Source organism: Streptomyces sp. NPDC014882 (assembly GCF_043081325.1).
In the GTDB taxonomy this organism is placed as follows: Bacteria; Actinomycetota; Actinomycetes; order Streptomycetales; family Streptomycetaceae; genus Streptomyces.
This window is the reverse complement of sequence record NZ_JBIBWL010000007.1, coordinates 197,816-216,056: the sequence shown is the minus strand read 5'-3', so window position 1 is coordinate 216,056 and position 18,241 is coordinate 197,816. Positions and strand designations below refer to the sequence as shown.

15 protein-coding genes are annotated in these 18,241 nt (G+C 73.3%); 7 read left to right on the top strand and 8 right to left on the bottom strand.

Going from position 1 to position 18,241, the window contains the following annotated elements:
• Positions 1 to 47 precede the first annotated feature (47 nt).
• The gene (locus ACF09K_RS18720; protein WP_392244867.1) at positions 48 to 1,424 is read right to left on the bottom strand and encodes a VWA domain-containing protein; all 1,377 of its coding nucleotides are present in this window, start codon (positions 1,422 to 1,424) and stop codon (positions 48 to 50) included.
• A complete protein-coding gene (locus ACF09K_RS18715) occupies positions 1,421 to 2,278 on the bottom strand; it encodes an AAA family ATPase (protein ID WP_392244865.1) in 858 nt (285 codons plus the stop codon). The genes ACF09K_RS18720 and ACF09K_RS18715 overlap by 4 nt, the downstream gene beginning before the upstream one ends.
• Positions 2,279 to 2,443: 165 nt before the next feature.
• Here ACF09K_RS18715 and ACF09K_RS18710 point away from each other — a divergent pair, with 165 nt between their 5' ends.
• Both ACF09K_RS18710 and ACF09K_RS18705 read left to right on the top strand, forming a co-directional pair.
• Complete coding sequence (locus ACF09K_RS18710) at positions 2,444 to 3,034, top strand: hypothetical protein (protein ID WP_392244864.1); 591 nt, start codon at positions 2,444 to 2,446, stop codon at positions 3,032 to 3,034.
• 189 nt (positions 3,035 to 3,223) lie between these two features.
• On the top strand, positions 3,224 to 4,762 hold the full coding sequence (locus ACF09K_RS18705; protein WP_392244862.1) for an FAD-dependent oxidoreductase: 1,539 nt from the start codon (positions 3,224 to 3,226) through the stop codon (positions 4,760 to 4,762).
• 70 nt (positions 4,763 to 4,832) lie between these two features.
• On the opposite strand, the gene ACF09K_RS18700 is transcribed toward ACF09K_RS18705, so the two are convergent.
• The 6 genes from ACF09K_RS18700 to rhaI all read right to left on the bottom strand — a co-directional run bounded on the left by ACF09K_RS18700 (position 4,833) and on the right by rhaI (position 12,687).
• Positions 4,833 to 5,492, bottom strand: coding sequence for a lactate utilization protein C (locus ACF09K_RS18700; RefSeq protein WP_392245098.1), 660 nt, complete (start codon positions 5,490 to 5,492; stop codon positions 4,833 to 4,835).
• A gap of 8 nt (positions 5,493 to 5,500) precedes the next feature.
• A complete protein-coding gene (locus tag ACF09K_RS18695) occupies positions 5,501 to 6,988 on the bottom strand; it encodes a LutB/LldF family L-lactate oxidation iron-sulfur protein (protein WP_392244861.1) in 1,488 nt (495 codons plus the stop codon).
• Positions 6,985 to 7,740 carry a (Fe-S)-binding protein gene (locus ACF09K_RS18690; RefSeq protein WP_392244860.1) on the bottom strand — a complete coding sequence of 252 codons (756 nt, stop codon included), beginning with the start codon at positions 7,738 to 7,740 and terminating at the stop codon, positions 6,985 to 6,987. The genes ACF09K_RS18695 and ACF09K_RS18690 overlap by 4 nt, the downstream gene beginning before the upstream one ends.
• 142 nt (positions 7,741 to 7,882) lie before the next feature.
• Entirely contained in the window at positions 7,883 to 9,334 is a 1,452-nt protein-coding gene (locus tag ACF09K_RS18685) for a rhamnulokinase family protein (protein WP_392244858.1), read from the bottom strand.
• Between the two features lie 5 nt (positions 9,335 to 9,339).
• Complete coding sequence (locus tag ACF09K_RS18680; RefSeq protein WP_392244856.1) at positions 9,340 to 11,379, bottom strand: bifunctional aldolase/short-chain dehydrogenase; 2,040 nt, start codon at positions 11,377 to 11,379, stop codon at positions 9,340 to 9,342.
• A gap of 147 nt (positions 11,380 to 11,526) precedes the next feature.
• Entirely contained in the window at positions 11,527 to 12,687 is a 1,161-nt protein-coding gene (gene rhaI / locus ACF09K_RS18675) for an L-rhamnose isomerase (RefSeq protein WP_392244854.1), read from the bottom strand.
• A 309-nt stretch (positions 12,688 to 12,996) separates the two neighbouring features.
• Here rhaI and ACF09K_RS18670 point away from each other — a divergent pair, with 309 nt between their 5' ends.
• The 5 genes from ACF09K_RS18670 to ACF09K_RS18650 all read left to right on the top strand — a co-directional run bounded on the left by ACF09K_RS18670 (position 12,997) and on the right by ACF09K_RS18650 (position 18,089).
• Positions 12,997 to 14,514 carry a sugar ABC transporter ATP-binding protein gene (locus tag ACF09K_RS18670; RefSeq protein WP_392244852.1) on the top strand — a complete coding sequence of 506 codons (1,518 nt, stop codon included), beginning with the start codon at positions 12,997 to 12,999 and terminating at the stop codon, positions 14,512 to 14,514.
• Positions 14,511 to 15,548 (top strand): ABC transporter permease, encoded by a 1,038-nt coding sequence (locus ACF09K_RS18665; protein ID WP_392244850.1) that lies wholly within the window; start codon positions 14,511 to 14,513, stop codon positions 15,546 to 15,548. The genes ACF09K_RS18670 and ACF09K_RS18665 overlap by 4 nt, the downstream gene beginning before the upstream one ends.
• Positions 15,541 to 16,554 carry an ABC transporter permease gene (locus ACF09K_RS18660; protein ID WP_392244848.1) on the top strand — a complete coding sequence of 338 codons (1,014 nt, stop codon included), beginning with the start codon at positions 15,541 to 15,543 and terminating at the stop codon, positions 16,552 to 16,554. Before ACF09K_RS18665 ends, ACF09K_RS18660 begins: the two co-directional genes overlap by 8 nt.
• A gap of 114 nt (positions 16,555 to 16,668) precedes the next feature.
• The gene (gene rhaS / locus ACF09K_RS18655) at positions 16,669 to 17,751 is read left to right on the top strand and encodes a rhamnose ABC transporter substrate-binding protein (protein ID WP_392244846.1); all 1,083 of its coding nucleotides are present in this window, start codon (positions 16,669 to 16,671) and stop codon (positions 17,749 to 17,751) included.
• Positions 17,752 to 17,768: 17 nt separating this feature from the next.
• Entirely contained in the window at positions 17,769 to 18,089 is a 321-nt protein-coding gene (locus ACF09K_RS18650) for an L-rhamnose mutarotase (protein ID WP_392244844.1), read from the top strand.
• Positions 18,090 to 18,241: the final 152 nt, after the last annotated feature.

Below are 18,241 nucleotides of genomic sequence, written 5' to 3'. Positions count from 1 at the left end.
CGGGCCGGCAGCCAAGCCGGCGGCCGGGCCGGGAGTCAGACCGGGAGTCAGACCGGGAGGATACGGCCGATCAGCGCGCCGAGCTGGCGTGCGGTGCGGCACTCGTGCATCGCGACCAGTTCGGCGTAGTCCGGAGCGGCCGAGTCCCCCGTGCCCCACTGCGTCCGCGGCTCCGGATTCAGCCAGTGCACCCGGCGCGCCCGCGCCACGATCCGCCGTACGGCGGGCAGGTTGGGGTCGCTCATGTTCGTGCGGGCGTCGCCGAGCACGAAGACCGTCGTGCGGGGCCCGACCGCCGCGCCGTACCGCTCGGCGAACTCGCCCAGGGCGACGCCGTAGTCGCTGCCGCCGTGCCAGCCGGTCAGCGTCGCCTCCGCGCGGATGCGGGCGCCCAGGCCCTCCGGGTCGGCCGCGCCGTGCCGGAGCAGGCCGGTGACCTCGTCGACGCGGTTGACGAAGGCGAACACCCGCACCTTGGCGAACTGGTCGTGCAGCGCCTGCACCAGCAGCATCGTGAAGTCGGAGAAGCCCGACACCGAGCCCGACACGTCGCACAGCAGCACCAGTTCGGGCCGGGCCGGGCGCCGGCGGCGCAGCACCGGACGCATCGGCACCCCGCCCGTCGACAGCGAGCCGCGCAGCGTGCGCCGCAGATCGATCGAGCCGCGCGCGGCCCGGCGCCGGCGCGCCGCCAGCCGGGTGGCCAGCTTGCGCGCCAACGGGTGCACGGTGCGCCGCAGTTCCGCCAGCCGGTCGCGGCCCGCGTACAGGAAGTCGACCCGGTCCGCGGTCGGGGCCACCGCCCGCCGGGCGATCTCGTCCCGGCCCCGCCGCTCGGCCACCCGGCGCCGCGCCTCCACGGCGACCAGCGCCCGGAAGGCCTCGATCCGCCGCCGGACCTCGTCCTCCAGCAGCCGGTCGGTGAACCCGGCGTCCCCGCCCCGCCGCCGCACCTCGTCCCGGACCCGGGCCAGCAGCGTCTGCGGGCGCAGCCGTTCCAGGGTCTGGTGCGCCGACCAGCCGTCCGACCCCGGTGAACTCCCGTACCCGCCCAAGCCGTCGACGGCCTCGATCGCCAACCGGGCCGTCAGGGCGGCGTCGTCGGCGGCGAGGGCGGCCGCGAGCCGGTCCCGCAGGTCGTCCCGGCCGGCGGGCGGCACGGGCCCGGATCCGCCGGACCCGGACACGCCGACGCCGTACGGGAAGTACAGGTCGAAGACCGCGTCGAACACCCGCCGCTGGTCCGCGGAGTGCAGCAGCGTCGCGGCCAGCCCCTCGCGCAGCAGCGCGCGGTCGGTGAAGCCCAGGACGGCCGCCGCCCGCGCCGCGTCCACCGTCTCGCCGGTGCCGACCCGCAGCCCGTGCGCGCGCAGCGCCGCGACCAGGCCCGTCAGCCTCTCCGCCACCTCCGTGCCGCCGGTCACACGGCGTCCAGGTCGAGCTTCGCGGCGGCCTTGAGGACGTCGTCCTGGTGCTTGAGGATCACGCCGAGCGTGTCGCGCACGAGGTCCGCGTCGAGCGCGCCGGCGCCCAGTGCGAGCAGGGTGCGCGCCCAGTCGATCGTCTCCGCGACCGAGGGCGCCTTCCGCAGGTCCATCGCGCGCAGCGCGCCCACCACCCGCACGACCGACTCCGCCAGCGCCGCGTCGACGCCCGGCACCTTCAGCCGGACGATCCGCCGCTCCAGTTCCTCCTCGGGGAAACCGATGTGCAGGAACAGGCAGCGGCGGCGCAGCGCCTCCGACAGCTCACGGCTCGCGTTCGAGGTGAGCACCACGAAGGGGCGGCGGGTCGCCGTGATCGTGCCCAGCTCGGGGACGGTGACCTGGAAGTCGCCGAGCACCTCCAGGAGCAGGCCCTCCACCTCCACGTCGGCCTTGTCGGTCTCGTCGATCAGCAGCACCGTCGGCTCGTCGCCGCGGATCGCGGTGAGCAGCGGGCGGGGGAGGAGGAACTCCTCGCTGAAGATGTCCGTGCGGGCCTCGTCCCACGTCTCGCCGCGCCCCGCGCTGATGCGCAGCAACTGCTTGGCGTGGTTCCACTCGTACAGCGCCCGCGACTCGTCGACCCCCTCGTAGCACTGCAGGCGCACCAGCCGGGCGCCGGCCACCTGGGCGACGGCCTTGGCGAGTTCCGTCTTGCCGACGCCGGCCGGCCCCTCCACGAGGAGCGGCTTGCCGAGCCGGTCGGCGAGGAACACGGTGGTGGCGACGGACGGCGAGGCCAGATAGCCGGTCTCGGCGAGGCGGGCGGAGACATCGTCGACGGACGTGAACAACGGGGCCTCCGGCGGTCGGGTGCGGAGCGGGCGAGGTTTCCGGGAGCTATCTAAGCGCTTGTTCAGCGCGCTTGTCATCAGGTCCGCGACCGCGGGGCCCGCCGCGCGGTCGGCGGGGCCCGGCGCCCGGCCCGCGTCGTCGGTGCCGCCCGCTACCGTGCGCTCATGGGCGTCTATCTGGTGAGCATCGGTGAGCGGGAATGGTTCAGCGAGGAAGAGGGCGGGTACGGCGCCGTCGCCGCGGCGCTCGGCGACGAGCTGCGGCGACGCGGACTGCCGCCCCGCGCACCGGGGTCCGGTCCGGCGGCCGGCCGCGGGGGCGGGGGCGGCCGGTTCGAGGAGAAGGCCGCTCCGCCCATGGCGGGGTTCGACGCGTTCTGCCGGGACCGGCTGACGGAGGCCGAGCGCGACGCCTTCTACGGCTGGACCGTCCTGGTGCCCGTGTCCCTGACGGATCCGGTCGTGCTGCCGTTCGGCTCCGCCTACACCGACGAGACGGTCGTCGCCGGCGCTCCGCAGGCCCTCGCCGTCGGCGAGCGGCTGGCCACGCTCCTCGGCCTGCCCCTGGACGCGATACCGGAGACCGGCGCCAACCTCGAACTGAGCCGGTGGTTCACGGCGGACGGGGCGCGCGCGACCGCCGCCGCGCGACCGGGCCCGTGGGCCGACGACCTCGACACCGCCTTCTACGCGGCGCTGTACCTGCGCGCCGCCCGGTACGCCCTGCGGCACGGCTGCCCGATCACCTACTGCTGACCCGCCCGGCCACCGGCGGAGCGCGGTCACCTGGTCACCCGGCCGTGCGGTCACCCGGCCGTGCGGTCACCCGGTCACGCGGTGACGTGGTCATGCGGTCACGCGGTCCCGCGCTCGCCCGGCCCTCCTGCCACCCGCCCCCGTGCCCGCACGCCGTGTGACCGGCCCCGGCGCGGGCACTCGGGGCCCATGGAACAGCAGGCGGACATGCACGGGTCGTACTGGATGCACACCGCACCGCCCGGTGATCCGGCACCCCCACCCGAGGGGCCGCTCACCGTCGACGTGGCCGTGGTCGGCGCGGGCATCGCGGGGCTCAGCACGGCCCTGGAACTGGCCCGGCGCGGCCGCTCGGTCGCCGTCCTGGAGGCCGACCGGATCGCGGCCGGCGTCACCGGCCACACCACGGCCAAGCTGAGCGCCCAGCACACCCTCGTCTACGACCACCTGCGGCGCACCCGCGGCCCCGAGGGAGCCCGGCTGTACGCCCGGTCCCAGTCGGAAGCCGTCCGGCACGCCGCGGCCGTCGCCGAGGAACTGGGCGTCGACTGCGAATGGGAGGACACCGCCTCCTACACCTACGCGCGGGACCCCGCCCGCACGGACCAGCTGAAAGCCGAGGCGGAGGCCGCGAGGGAGGCGGGGCTGCCCGCCGAGTACGTGACGGAGACCGAACTGCCGTTCCCGGTCGCGGGCGCCGTCCGGGTCGCCGACCAGGCCCAGTTCCACCCCCGCAAGTACCTCCTGGCCGTCGCCGACGCCGTCCGGCGCCTCGGCGGCACCCTCCACGAGCACAGCCGCGTCACCGGCCTGAAGGAGGGCGACCCCTGCGAGCTGACCGTGGAGTCCCCGCGGTCGGTGACGAAGGTGACCGCCCGCGCCGTCGTCGTCGCCACCCACTACCCGGTCTTCGACCGCGCGCTGCTGTTCACCCGGCTCTCCCCGCGCCGCGAACTGGTGCTGGCCGCGCCGGTCGACGCCGGCCGCGCGCCGCGGGGCACGTACATCACCCCCGAGGACAACACCCGCTCCGTGCGCACCGCGCCGCTGCCCGACGGCCGGCGGCTCCTCGTCGTGACCGGCGAGCACTTCACCCCCGGCGCGGGCGGCGACGTCGAGGAACGGTTCGACAGGCTCGCCGGCTGGGCCACCGGGCACTTCGGCGACCTGGCCTTCACCCATCGCTGGGCCACCCAGGACAACGACTCCACCGACTCCGTCCCGCTGGTCGGCCCCCTGCACCCCGGCAGCCGGAACGTCTACGTGGCCACCGGCTTCGGCGGCTGGGGCATGAGCGGCGGCATCATGGCGGGCCGGCTGATCGGCGACCTGATCACCGGACGCGACTGCCCCTGGAGCGGCCTCTACGACCCGCGCCGCATCGCCTCCGTCGTCCGCGAGGGCGGCACCTTCCTCAAGCAGCAGGCCGACGTGGCCCGCCACTTCGTGGGGGACCGGCTGCCGACGGGGACCGGCTCGACGGTCGACGGGATCGCCCCCGGCGACGGCGCGGTCGTGCGCGTCGCCGGGGAGCGCTGCGCCGTCCACCGCGACGAGGCCGGACAGCTCCACGCCGTCTCCGCGCGCTGCACCCACCTGGGCTGCCTGGTGGCGTTCAACCGCGCGGAGCGGGCCTGGGAGTGCCCCTGCCACGGCTCCCGCTTCGACGTGGACGGCAAGGTCGTCCAGGGACCTGCCCAACAGCCGCTGGAGCGCAAGGAGTTGTAGGACGCTCGCTCAGGGCCTCTCGTTCGGGCCGGGCCGGGCTCGCGGGGCCCGGCCCGGTTCGAAACACGCCCTAAAGACCCTGACCGACCAGGATCACCTCCAGGGTGCGCGGGCCGTGCACGCCCTCCACCCGGTCGAGTTCGATGTCGCTGGTCGCCGAGGGGCCGGAGATCCACGTCAACGGGCGTGCCGGGTCCAGCCGTTCGAGCGCCTGCGGGACGGAGGCGACCACCTGGTCGGGGACGCGCACGACGCAGATGTGGTGGTCGGGGACGAGGGTGATGCGGCGGCGGCCCTGGTCGGGCGAGCCGTCCAGGACGATCGTGCCGGTCTCGGCCACGGCGAGCGCGCAGCCGGTCACCACGCTTTCGACCCCGTCCAGTTCCCGAGGCGTGGACACGGCACGGTCGTGGACCCGGGTGGGATCGGCGGCCGACATCCACTCCGGGGGGAGTCCCGGGGGCACGAGCACGTACCGCGGTCCCCGCTCGGCGAGCAGCCGCATGACGAGGAGGGGCAGCCCCTCCTCGTCGGTGCGGTGCACGACCGCCCGGTAGTCCGCCAGGTTCTCCGCGAGCAGCTCCACCGTCTCCGCGACGCTCCGCTCGCCGTGCTCGCGCAGGTAGTCCCGCGCGACGGCGTCCTCGTAGCCCTTGTGCGGGGAGTCGCCGCGCGGCACGTCGGCCAGTGCGCGCCGCACCCGGCCCAGGATCCGTTCCCTGCCGCTCACTTCGCCGCTCACTTCGAGGCCCCCTTGCCGTCGTTCCCGCCGTGCGTGCGCTGCCACCAGTCGCGGAAGGGCTCCGCCGGCACGGCCGGGAGGTCCCGGGTGCCGCTCCACGCCCTGCCGGGGCCCGGCAGCGAGCGAGGGTGCAGCCGGCGGGTGCGGGAGGCGAGCCGCTGTCCGGCGCGCAGGGCGCCGGGGCGGCCGAACGCCCAGCGGGCCGCCCGCATCGCCGCCCGCTCGGCGGCGTGCCCCTTGGCCGGCTTGAGCACCGCCTTGTCGCCCGCCCGCGTCACCGGCCCGCCCTGCACGACCCGTTCCCGCAGGTGCACCAGCACCTCGGGGATGTCGATGGCGACCGGACAGACCTCGTAGCAGGCGCCGCACAGCGAGGAGGCGTACGGCAGCGAGGCGTCGATCTCGCTCTGCGTGCCGCGTAGTTGGGGGCTGAGGATGGCGCCGATGGGCCCCGGGTAGACCGAGCCGTAGGCGTGCCCGCCCGCCCGCTCGTAGACGGGGCAGACGTTGAGGCAGGCCGAGCAGCGGATGCAGCGCAGCGCCTGGCGGCCGACCTCGTCGGCGAGGGTGTCGGTGCGCCCGTTGTCGAGGAGGACCAGGTGGAAGGCCCGCGGGCCGTCGCCGTCGGTGGTGCCCGTCCACGTCGAGGTGTAGGGGTTCATGCGTTCGGCGGTGGAGGAGCGGGGCAGGGTCTGGAGGAAGACCTCCAGGTCGCGCCACGACGGCACGACCTTCTCGATGCCGACCACCGAGATCAGCGTCTCGGGGAGGGTGAGGCACATCCGCCCGTTGCCCTCGGACTCGACGACCACCAGGGTGCCGGTCTCGGCGACCATGAAGTTGGCGCCGGAGATGCCCACCTTGGCCCGCAGGAACTTCTCGCGTAGGTGCAGCCGGGCCGCCTCGGCGAGTTCGGCCGGCGTGTCCGTCAGCCCCTCGGGCGCCGGGCGCCCCCACGCGCCCATCTCGCGGGCGAAGATGTCACGGATCTCGCCGCGGTTGCGGTGGATCGCGGGGACGAGGATGTGCGAGGGCCGGTCCTTGCCCAACTGCACGATCAGCTCGGCGAGATCGGTCTCGTAGGCGCGGATGCCCGCGGCCTCCAGGGCCTCGTTGAGCCCGATCTCCTGCGTGGCCATGGACTTGACCTTCACGACCTCCGACTCGCCGGTCTCCTGGACCAGCCGGGTGACGATCCGGTTGGCCTCGTCGGCGTCGGCCGCCCAGTGGACGGTGCCGCCCGCCGCCGTGACGGACGCCTCCAACTGCTCCAGGTAGCGGTCGAGGTGACGGAGCGTGTGGTCCTTGATCCGCTTGCCGGCCTCCCGCAGCGCGGCCCAGTCGGACACCTCGGCGACCGCCGCCGCGCGCTTGGCGCGGATGGTGTGCGTGGCGTGCCGCAGGTTGCCCCGCAGCGTCGTGTCGCCGACCGCCTCGCGGGCGGCCTCCGGGAACGCCGGCATCCCGAGATACGTTCCGCTCATACGGCCGGTTCCTCCTCCGTGCTCGCCAGGATCTCCGCGATGTGCACCGGCCGCAGACCGGAGCGGAGCCGGGTCATCGTGCCGCCGAGGTGCATCAGGCACGAGTTGTCGGCCGCGCACAGCACCTCGGCGCCCGTCGACTCGGCGTTGCGGACCTTGTCCGTGCCCATCGCCGCGGAGACGTCGGCGTTCTTCAGCGCGAAGGTCCCGCCGAAGCCGCAGCACTCCTCGGCGCCGGGCAGTTCGACCAGCTCCAGCCCCTTCACCGCCTCCAGCAGCCGCCGGGGCCGCTCGCCGAGACCGAGACCGCGCAGCCCGTGACAGGTCGGGTGGTAGGTCACGGTGTGCGGGTAGTACGCCCCGACGTCCGTCACGCCGAGCACGTCGACAAGGAACTCGGTCAGCTCGTACGTCTTCGGCACCACCGGCGCCAGGGCCGCGGCGAGGGTGTCGCCGCGGCCCTCGGCCCGCGCCCGCTCACCCATCCGCGGATACAGCTCGCGCACCATCGCCCCGCACGACCCCGACGGCGTCACGATCGCCTCGTACTCCCCGAAGACGTCCGAGAAGCGGCGGGCGAGGGGCTCGGCCTCGTGGCGGTAGCCGGTGTTGTAGTGGGCCTGGCCGCAGCAGGTCTGGGCCATCGGGAAGTCGACCTCGACGCCCAGTCTGGTCAGCAGTCTCACCACGGCGCGGCCGGTGTCGGGATACAGCGTGTCGTTGACACAGGTCAGGAACAGTGCGACACGCATCGCGGCTCCTCGGGGTCGTTCGTCGGGTGGGTGCAGGGTAGTCCGGCGGCCGGACCGGGCCCGGACTCCGGTTCACGCGCGGCGGGCCGGGTCCGGGTGCCGGCTCATGTGCGGCGGGCCCGGTCCGGGCGCGGGGCCCGGCTCACCGTGCGGTGAGCCGGGCCTGCGCGTCCCGCCAGCGGCCGGTGCCGCCCCGCGGTTCGTAGCGCGTCAGGTGCTGGGTCCTGGCGAGCAGCCCGCGCATGTCCTGCCGGTCGCCCACCAGCCCGTGCGCCCTGGCCTGGACGAGGACGTTGCCGAGCGCGGCGGCCTCCGTCGGACCGGCCACCACCGGCAGCCCGCAGGCGTCGGCGGTGAGCTGGCACAGCAGCGAGTTGCGGGTGCCGCCGCCCACGACGTGCACGACGTCGACGGGATGGCCGGCCAGCCGCTGGGCGTCCTCGACCGCCCGCCGGTGGGCGAGCGCGAGCGAGTCCAGGATGCAGCGGGTGACCTCGGCGGGGGTGCCCGGCACCGGCTGCCCGGAGGCACGGCACGCCTCGGCGATCCGCTCCGGCATCCGGCCCGGGGCGAGGAACGCGGCGTCCCCCGCGTCCACCACCGACCGCAGCGCCGGCACCCCGGCGGCGTCCCGCAGCAGCCCGCTCAGGTTCGGGTCCCCCCAGGCCCGGACGCACTCCTGGAGCAGCCACAGCCCCATGATGTTGCGCAGGTAGCGGACCGTGCCGTCGAGCCCCAGCTCGTTGGTGAAGTTGGCGGCGCGGCTGTCCTCGGTGAGCACGGGCGCGTCGAGCTCCAGGCCGGCCAGGGACCAGGTGCCGGTGCAGATGTAGGCGAAGCGCCCGCCCGTCGCCGGTACGGCGGCCACCGCGGACGCCGTGTCGTGCGACCCGACGGCCGTCACCGGCACGGGCCCGGTCAGCCCGGTCTCCTCCAGCACCTCCGCCCGCAGCGCGCCCGCCGCGTCCCCGGGCCGCCGCAGCGGTGCGAACAGGGAGAGGTCGACGCCCAGCCGCGCGGCGAGGCCGTACGCCCAGTCGCCGGTCCGGGGATCGACGAGCTGGGTGGTGGAGGCGTTGGTCAGCTCGGTGCCCTGCTCGCCGGTCAGCCAGTACGACAGCAGGTCGGGGATCATCAGCAGCCTGCTCGCACAGGCCAGTTGACGGCTCCCGCGGGCCGCCGTGAGCTGGTACAGCGTGTTGAACGGCGCGTACTGCAGTCCGGTAGCCGCGTACAGCTCGGCGGCCGGGACGCTCGCCCACACCTTCTCCGGGACGCCCTCGGTGCGGGCGTCGCGGTAGTGCACCGGGTTGCCCAGCAGGGCCCCGTCGGCGTCGAGCAGGCCGTAGTCCACGGCCCAGCTGTCGATGCCGACGGAGTCGAGCCGGCCCCCCGTCGCCGCACCGGCGGCCCGCAGCCCCTCCAGCACCCCGGCGTACAGCCCGAGGACGTCCCAGCGCAGGCCCTCCGGCACGCGCACGGGCCGGTTGGGGAAGCGGTGCGCCTCGGTCAGCTCCAGCGTGTCCGGGCCGACGCGGCCGGCCATCACGCGCCCGCTGGAGGCGCCGAGGTCGACCGCGGCGTACGACTTCACGGCCGTCACCGGAGGAAGGCGGCCGCCACACCCGCGTCGACGGGGATGTGCAGACCGGTGGTGTGGGTGAGCTCGCCGCCGGTGAGGGCGAAGACGGCGTTCGCCACGTGCTCGGGCAGCACCTCCCGCTTGAGGATGGTGCGCTGCGCGTAGAACTCGCCCAGCTTCTCCTCCGCCACCCCGTAGACGGCCGCGCGCTGGGCGCCCCAGCCGCCCGCGAAGATGCCCGAGCCGCGCACCACGCCGTCGGGGTTGACGCCGTTGACGCGGATCCCGTGCTCGCCCAGCTCGGCGGCCAGCAGCCGCACCTGGTGGGCCTGGTCGGCCTTGGTCGCCGAGTAGGCGATGTTGTTCGGACCGGCGAAGACGGCGTTCTTCGACGCGATGTAGACGATGTCGCCGCCCAGTTCCTGCGCGATCATCACGCGGGCCGCCTCGCGCGAGACGAGGAAGGAGCCGCGGGCCATGATGTCGTGCTGGAGGTCCCAGTCCTTCGCGGAGGTCTCCAGCAGCGGCTTGGAGACGGAGATGCCGGCGTTGTTGACCACCAGGTCGACCCCGCCGAAGGCGAGCGCCGCGGACCGGAAGGCGTCGGCGATCTGCTCCTCGGAGGTGACGTCGACGGTCACGGCGACGGCCCTGTCCGGCCCGCCCAGCTCCTCGGCGACGGCGGCCGCGTTGTCCCCGTCCAGGTCGGCGACCACGACGCACGCGCCCTCGGCGACCAGCCGGTGCGCGATCGCCTTGCCGATCCCGCTGCCCGCGCCCGTCACCAGCGCCACCCGCGTGGCCAGCGCCTTCGGCTTCGGCATCCGCTGGAGCTTGGCCTCCTCCAGCGCCCAGTACTCGATGCGGAACTTCTCCGACTCCTCGATCGGCGCGTACGCCGACACCGACTCGGCGCCGCGCATCACGTTGATCGCGTTGACGTAGAACTCGCCGGCCACCCGGGCGGTCTGCTTGTCCTTGCCGAAGGAGAACATGCCCACCCCGGGCACGAGCACGATCGCCGGGTCGGCGCCGCGCATGGCGGGGGAGTCCGCCAGCGCGTGCCGGGCGTAGTAGGCGGCGTACTCCTCGCGGTAGGCGGTGTGCAGCTCCTTCAGCCGCGCGATCGCCTCGTCGAGGGGCGCGGCGGGCGGCAGGTCGAGGACCAGCGGGCGGACCTTGGTGCGCAGGAAGTGGTCCGGGCAGGAGGTGCCGAGGGCGGCGAGGCGGGGGTGCCCGGCGCGGGCGGTGAAGTCGAGGACGACCTCGGAGTCGGTGAAGTGACCGACCTGCGGGCGGTCCTGGGAGGCGATCGCCCGGACGTACGGCGCGAGGGCGGCGGCCCGCTCGCGGCGCTCCGCCTCGGGCAGCGGCCCGTAGCCGTCGAGCACCGGGCCGAAGGGCTCCGCCCTGCCGCGCTCCTCGAGGAAGGCCTCGGCGGTGCGGATGATGTGGAGCGAGTTGCGCTCGCACTCCTCGGCGGTGTCGCCCCACGCGGTGATGCCGTGGCCGCCGAGCACACAGCCGACGGCCCGCGGGTTGGCCTTCTTCACCGCCGCGATGTCCAGGCCGAGCTGGAAGCCGGGGCGCCGCCACGGCACCCAGACGACCGTGTCGCCGAAGCACTCGGCGGTCAGCTTCTCCCCGTCGGCGGCGCAGGCGAGCGCGATGCCCGAGTCGGGGTGCAGGTGGTCCACGTGGGCCGCGTCGACCAGACCGTGCATCGCGGTGTCGATGGACGGGGCGGCACCGCCCTTGCCGTGCAGGCAGTAGTCGAACGCGGCGACCATCTCGTCCTCGCGCTCGACGCCCGGGTAGACGTCGGCGAGCCCCCGCAGCCGGTCCAGCCGCAGCACGGCCAGTCCCGCCTCGGTCAGGGTGCCGAGGTCGCCGCCGGAGCCCTTCACCCACATCAGCTCGACGTCGGTGCCGGTGACGGGGTCGGTGCCGGTGCCCTTGGCGGAGGTGTTCCCGCCGGCGTAGTTGGTGTTGCGGGGGTCAGCGCCGAGCCGGTGCGACCGGGCGAGGAGTGCGGCGGCTTCGGGATGCGGTGCCATGACTTCCAGTCCTTTTCACAGAAGACGGGTTCACAGGAGACGGGGTGACGAAGGGGGCGCGGGGCCGTGCCGGTGCGCGGCCCCGCCGCGTGGGCGCGACCGGCCCCGCAGGGCCCGCACCCGCGACGGCCGGGACGCGGCGGACGCTCACGCGCCCCAGCCGGCCTGCTCCCCGCCGACCCGCTCGGCGACGATCTTCTCGGCCCACCCGCTCGCGCGGTACGCGGCGACGGGGTCGGGGTCCAGCCCCGTCTCCTCCCGCACCTCGCGCAGCAGCGGCCGCACATCGGTGTTGTACGCGTCCATCAGCACCGCGTTCGCCTCCAGGACGTCCCCGGCGGCCTGCGCGGCGGCCAGCGCCGACCGGTCGACCAGCAGCGCCTTCGCCGTGGCCTCCTGGACGTTCATCACGGACCGGATGATCGCCGGGATCTTCGCCTCGATGTTGTGGCACTGGTCGAGCATGAACGCCACCTCGGAACCGAGGCCCCCGCCGCGGACGACCTCGTACATGATCCGGAACAGCTGGAACGGGTCGGCCGCTCCCACCATCAGGTCGTCGTCGGCGTAGAACCGCGAGTTGAAGTCGAACCCGCCGAGCTTGCCCTCGCGCAGCAGCGTGGCCACGATGAACTCGATGTTGGTGCCCGGCGCGTGGTGCCCGGTGTCGACGACGACCTGGGCCTTGGGGCCGAGCTTGAGGCAGTGGGCGTACGCGGTGCCCCAGTCCGGCACGTCGGTCGCGTAGAACGCGGGCTCGAAGAACTTGTACTCCAGCAGCATCCGCTGCCCGTCCCCGAGCCGCCCGTAGACCTCGGCCAGGGCCTCGGCCAGCCGGTCCTGCCGGGCCCGGATGTCGTCCTGGCCGGGGTAGTTCGTACCGTCGGCGAACCACAGCTTGAGATCGGCGGAGCCGGTCGCGTCCATGATGTCGACGCACTCCAGGAGGTGGTCGACGGCCTTGCGCCGGACCGAGGCCTCCGGGTGGCAGACGCTGCCCAGCCGGTACGCGTCGTCCTGGAAGGTGTTGGAGTTGATCGTCCCCAGCCTCACCCCCCGGTCCTCGGCGTGTTTCGCAAGTGCGGAGTAGTCCTCCACCTTGTCCCAGGGGATGTGCAGGGCCACGGTCGGGGCGACGCCGGTGAACTCGTGCACCTTCGCCGCGTCGTCGAGCTTCTCCCGCGGGTCGCGGGGCACGCCCTCCTGGGCGAACACCTTGAAGCGGGTCCCCGAGTTCCCGTACGCCCACGACGGCGTCTCTACGGCCTGGGTCTTCAGCGCGGCCTTCACCGCGGCGAGGTCGGTCACTCAGTGCTCCTGTGACATCGGTCCGGAAAGACATCCTGATCGGCTTCCGGAAAGGCTTCTTGAAAGGCGCCTGGATGAAACGATTCAGAACGGGAAGCTATGAGGCCGTCGGGGGTGTGTCAACCCCTCCGCCCAGGTCCGGTCTCCGTGACCGTTGTGTGACCTTCGCTTATCGAAAACTTTTCGAGGCGGACCCATTGACGTGACATGTCCGTCGTGCCTAACGTCCCGGCCATCCAGTTGAAACCTTTCACGACGTCGTGGCGGCCCCCCCGGGGACTGTCGGCGGACGTCGTCGAGGAGCCATCCATGACCCACCCGTCCGACACGGGACAAGCCCCGGTGCTGGCGCTCAGGGACGTCTCCAAGTCCTTCGGCGCCGTACGCGCCCTGCGGGGCGTCTCCCTGGAGCTGTTCCCCGGCGAGGTCCACGCCCTCGCCGGGGAGAACGGCGCGGGCAAGTCGACCCTCATCAAGACGCTCGCCGGAGTGCACCGGCCGGACGCCGGCCAGGTGCTGCTCGACGGCGGGCCCGTCGTCTTCCACGGCCCCGGCGACGCCCGCGACGCCGGCATCGCCGTGATCTACCAGGAGCCCACGCTCTTCCCCGACCTCTCGATCGCCGAGAACATCTTCATGGGCCGCCGGCCCCGGCGGAGCCTCGGCCGCATCGACCACAAGGCCACCCGCGAGGCCACCGCGGCCCTGATGCGGCGCCTCGGCGTCGACCTGGACCCGGACCGCCCGGCGCGCGGCCTGTCCATCGCCGACCAGCAGATCGTCGAGATCGCCAAGGCGCTCTCCTTCGACGCCCGTGTCCTGATCATGGACGAACCGACCGCCGCCCTCACCGGCAGCGAGGTCGCCCGCCTCTTCGGCGTCGTGCGCACCCTGCGCGAGGAGGGCGCCGCCGTGCTGTTCATCTCGCACCGGCTGGAGGAGATCTTCGCGATCTGCCAGAGGGTGACGACCCTGCGGGACGGCGCCTGGATCGCGAGCGAACCCCTCGACGGCATGACCGAGGACGACCTCGTGCGCCGGATGGTCGGCCGCGACCTCGACGAGCTGTACCCGAAGCAGCACGTCGACCCGGGCGAGGTCGCCCTCAGCGTGCGCCGGCTGACCCGCGAGGGCGTCTTCACCGACGTCTCCTTCGAGGTCCGGCGCGGCGAGATCGTCGGCCTCGCCGGACTGGTCGGCGCCGGGCGCACCGAGGTCGCCCGCGCGGTCTTCGGCATCGACCGCTGGGACGCCGGCGAGGTGGAGGTGGCCGGCCGCGCGCTCACCAACGGCGCCCCGTCCACCGCCATGGCCGCGGGCCTCGCCCTGGTCCCCGAGGACCGGCGCGCCCAGGGCCTGGTGATGGACATGTCCATCGAGCGCAACATCGGCCTGACCGGACTCCGCACCACCGTGAAGGCCGGCCTGATGGACCGCGGCGCCGAGCGCAGCCGCTCGCTCGACTGGGCGGTCCGGCTCCAGGTGAAGTACGCCCGCATCGCCGACACCGTCAACACGCTCTCCGGCGGCAACCAGCAGAAGGTCGTGCTGGCGAAGTGGCTGGCCACCGGGCCGAAGGTGCTCATCGTCGACGAGCCCACCCGCGGCATCGACGTCGGCACCAAGGCCGAGGTGCACCGGCTGCTGTCCGAACTGGCCGCCGACGGGGTCGCCGTCCTGATGATCTCCTCCGACCTGCCCGAGATCCTCGGCATGGCCGACCGCGTGCTGGTGATGCACGAGGGCCGCCTCACCGCCGAGATCCCCCGCTCCGACGCCACCGAGGAAACCGTGATGGCCGCAGCCACCGGGAGGGCAGCCGCATGACGGTGACCACTCCCGAAGCCCCCGCCGCCGAGGTCGCCGGGTCCGGCGGCGCCCGCCTGGTGGACCGCGTCTTCAAGATGCGCGAACTGGCCATCCTGCTGGTCTTCCTGGTGATGATCGCCGTCACCCAGGCCGGCAACAGCGAGTTCCTGTCGGAACAGGGCATCAAGGACCTGCTGCTCAACGCGACCATCCTGGTCCTGGTCGCCACCGGCCAGTCCCTGGTCGTCATCACCCGCAACGTCGACCTGTCCGTCGGCTCCACGCTCGGCATCAGCGCCTTCGCCGCCGGCGTGTACCTCCAGGACGGCGGCGACCCGCTCGTCGCGGTCGTGCTGGCGGTCCTGCTCGGCATCGGCTTCGGCCTGCTGAACGGCCTCCTGGTCAGCCTCGGCCAGGTGCCGGCCCTGGTCGTCACCCTCGGCACGCTGTACATCATCCGCGGCATCGACTCCATCTGGGTCGGCTCCCGGCAGATCACCGCGGCCGACCTGCCCGGCTCCTTCGTCGACTTCGGCTCCGGCGGCGTCTCCGCCGTGCCGTACCTGGCGGTCATCGCCCTCGTCGTCCTGGTCGCCACCGCCTACTGGCTCAAGCACTTCGGCAGCGGCCGCGAGCTGTACGCGCTCGGCTCCAACCCGGAGGCCGCCCGCCTCGCCGGCATCCCGGTCAGGAAGCGGATCCTGGTCGCCTACACCTTCTGCGGCGCCCTCGCCGGCCTCGCCGGAGCCCTGTACCTCGCCCGGTTCGGCAACGTCGACTCCGGCACCGGCAACGGCTACGAACTCACCGTCGTCAGCGCGGTCGTCGTCGGCGGCGTGGTCTTCACCGGCGGCTCCGGCAGCGTCTACGGCGCCGCCCTCGGCGCCCTGCTGCTGACCTCCGTCAACAGCGTGCTGCCCGCCCTCGGCGTCAGCTCCGTCTGGGTGCTCGCCATCAACGGCATCCTGCTCCTGCTCGCCATCGCCGTCGACCGCGTGGTCGCGCTGCGGGTGGCGTCGGCCCTGAAGAAGAGGAACGCCCGCCATGCCTGAGTCGCTGGCCCGCGCCATCCGGTGGGACACGGTCGTCGGCGCCCTCCTGATCGTCCTGCTCCTGCTGTCCTTCTCGTTCGTGGACGGCTTCGGCAACGCCCTCAACCTGTCCTTCCTGATCGGCAACACGCTCCCCATCGCGCTGATCGCCCTGCCGATGACCCTGCTGGTCGTCTCCGGCGAGATCGACCTGTCCGTCGCCTCCACGGCCGGCCTGTCCGGCGCGGTGATGGGCGCCCTGTGGAACCAGGGCATGACCATCGAGGCGATCATCCCGGTCTGCCTGCTGCTCGGCGTGGTCTGCGGCCTGGTCAACGGGCTGCTGGTGACCCGCCTCGGACTGCCCTCGCTCGCCGTCACCATCGGCACCATGGCCGCCTACCGGGGCATCGCGCAGATCGTGCTCGGCTCCGACGCGGTCACCGACTTCCCCGCCCCGTACCTGGACTTCGCGGCCGGACGCATCGGCGACACCTTCGTCCCGCAGGCACTCCTGCCCTTCGTGGTGCTCCTCGCGATCGCCGTGGTCGCCCTGCACGCCACCCCGTTCGGCCGGTCGCTGTTCGCGACCGGCGCCGGCGAGGAGGCCGCCCGGTTCGCCGGCATCCGGGTCAGGCGGCAGAAGCTGATCCTGTTCACCGTGACCGGCCTGATGGCCTCCCTCACCGGCGTCTTCTGGGCCCTGCACTACGCCAGCGCCCGCTACGACAACGCCACCGGCCTCGAACTCTCCGTCGTCGCCGCGGTGCTGCTCGGCGGCATCGACTTCGACGGCGGCAAGGGAACCCTGGGCGGAGCCATAGCCGGTGTCTTCCTGCTCGGCGCCCTGCAGAACGTGATGAGCCTGCAGGACGTCTCCGCCCAGTCGCAGATCGTCGTCACCGGCGTCCTGCTCGTCCTGTCCGTGCTCGGCCCCCGCGTCGCCCGCCGGATCGCCGTGGCGCGGGCCGGCCGGCGAGCCGCGTCGGCACCACCACCGGCCGGCGCACCCGCCCCGGCCCCGTGACCGGCCGGCGCACCCGCCCCGGCCCCGTGACCGGCCGGCGCACCCGCCCCGGCCCCGTGACCCCCCAGCCGCCCCCCCCCCGCGTCCTCCCGTACTCACAAAGGACCCTCTCCCATGCGCAAGTCATCCCTCCGCCGTGCCTGCGCGGCCCTCGCCGCCGTCACCTCCCTCGCGCTCGCCGCCACCGCCTGCGGCGGCACCACCAAGGAGGACGTGAAGAACGAGAGCACCGGCGCCGCGGCCTCCGGCGGCAAGGCCGACCCGAACGCGGCCACCAAGAAGGGCCTCACCGTCGGCTTCCTGCCCAAGCAGGTCAACAACCCGTACTTCACCACCTCCGACAAGGGCGGCGAGGCGGCCCTGAAGGAACTGGGTTCCAGCTACAAGGAGGTCGGCACCAGCAGCGGCACCGACACCTCCGGCCAGGTGTCCTACGTCAACACGCTCACCCAGCAGCAGGTCGACGCGATCGCCGTGTCCGCGCAGGACCCGGGGGCGCTGTGCACCGCGCTCAAGCAGGCCATGAGCAACGACATCAAGGTCGTCACCTACGACTCCGACACCAACCCCGAGTGCCGCAACGCCTTCGTCTCGCAGGCCAGTGGCGAGGACCTGGGCCGCACCGAGGTCCAGCTGCTCGCCGAGCAGATCGGCTACAAGGGCGAGATCGCGATCCTGTCCGCCGCGCAGACCGCGACCAACCAGAACGCCTGGATCGAGTTCATGAAGGACGAACTCGAGGACCCCAAGTACAAGGACATCAAGCTGGTCAAGGTCGCCTACGGCGACGACGACGCCCAGAAGTCCTTCCAGCAGACCCAGGGCCTGCTCCAGGAGTACCCGAACCTGAAGGGGATCATCTCCCCGACCACCGTCGGCATCAAGGCCGCCGCCCAGTACCTGTCCGGCTCCAAGTACAAGGGCAAGGTCAAGCTGACCGGCCTCGGCACCCCCAACGACATGCGCAAGTACGTCAAGAACGGCACCGTCGAGGCCTTCGAGCTGTGGGACCCGGCGAAGCTCGGCGCGCTCGCCGCGCAGACGGCGGTCGCCCTGGTGTCCGGCCAGATCACCGGCAAGGAGGGCGAGACCTTCACCGCCGGCGGCACCAGCCACACCATCGGCAAGGACGGCGTGATCAGCCTCGGCAAGCCGACCGTCTTCGACGCCAAGAACATCGACCAGTTCAACTTCTGATCACACAAGGGGTGTTGATGCAACGCGTGTGCTTCCTGCTGAAGGTCCGGGCGGACCGCCTCGACGAGTACCGCGAGCGGCACGCCGCCGTCTGGCCGGAGATGCTCGACGCGCTCTCGGCCACCGGCTGGCACAACTACTCGCTCTTCCTGCGCGAGGACGGACTGCTCGTCGGCTACCTGGAGACCGAGGACTTCGACGCGGCCCGGGCCGGCATGGAGGCCACCGACGTCAACGCCCGCTGGCAGGCGGAGATGGCGCCGTTCTTCGAGTCGTCGGACGGCGCCCGGCCCGACGAGGCCATGAAACCGCTCACCGAGGTCTTCCACCTGGCCTGACCCCTCCCGCGTTCCCCCCGGCGCTCCACGTCACCGGCTTCCGGCCCCCCGCCCGACCGGTCCGGTGCGCGGCGGGGATGGCGGTAATGTGAAGGTCCCCCACCGCCCTCCCCGCCGCCCCTCGTCCCCGACTCTCTGGAGGTTTCTGCCCG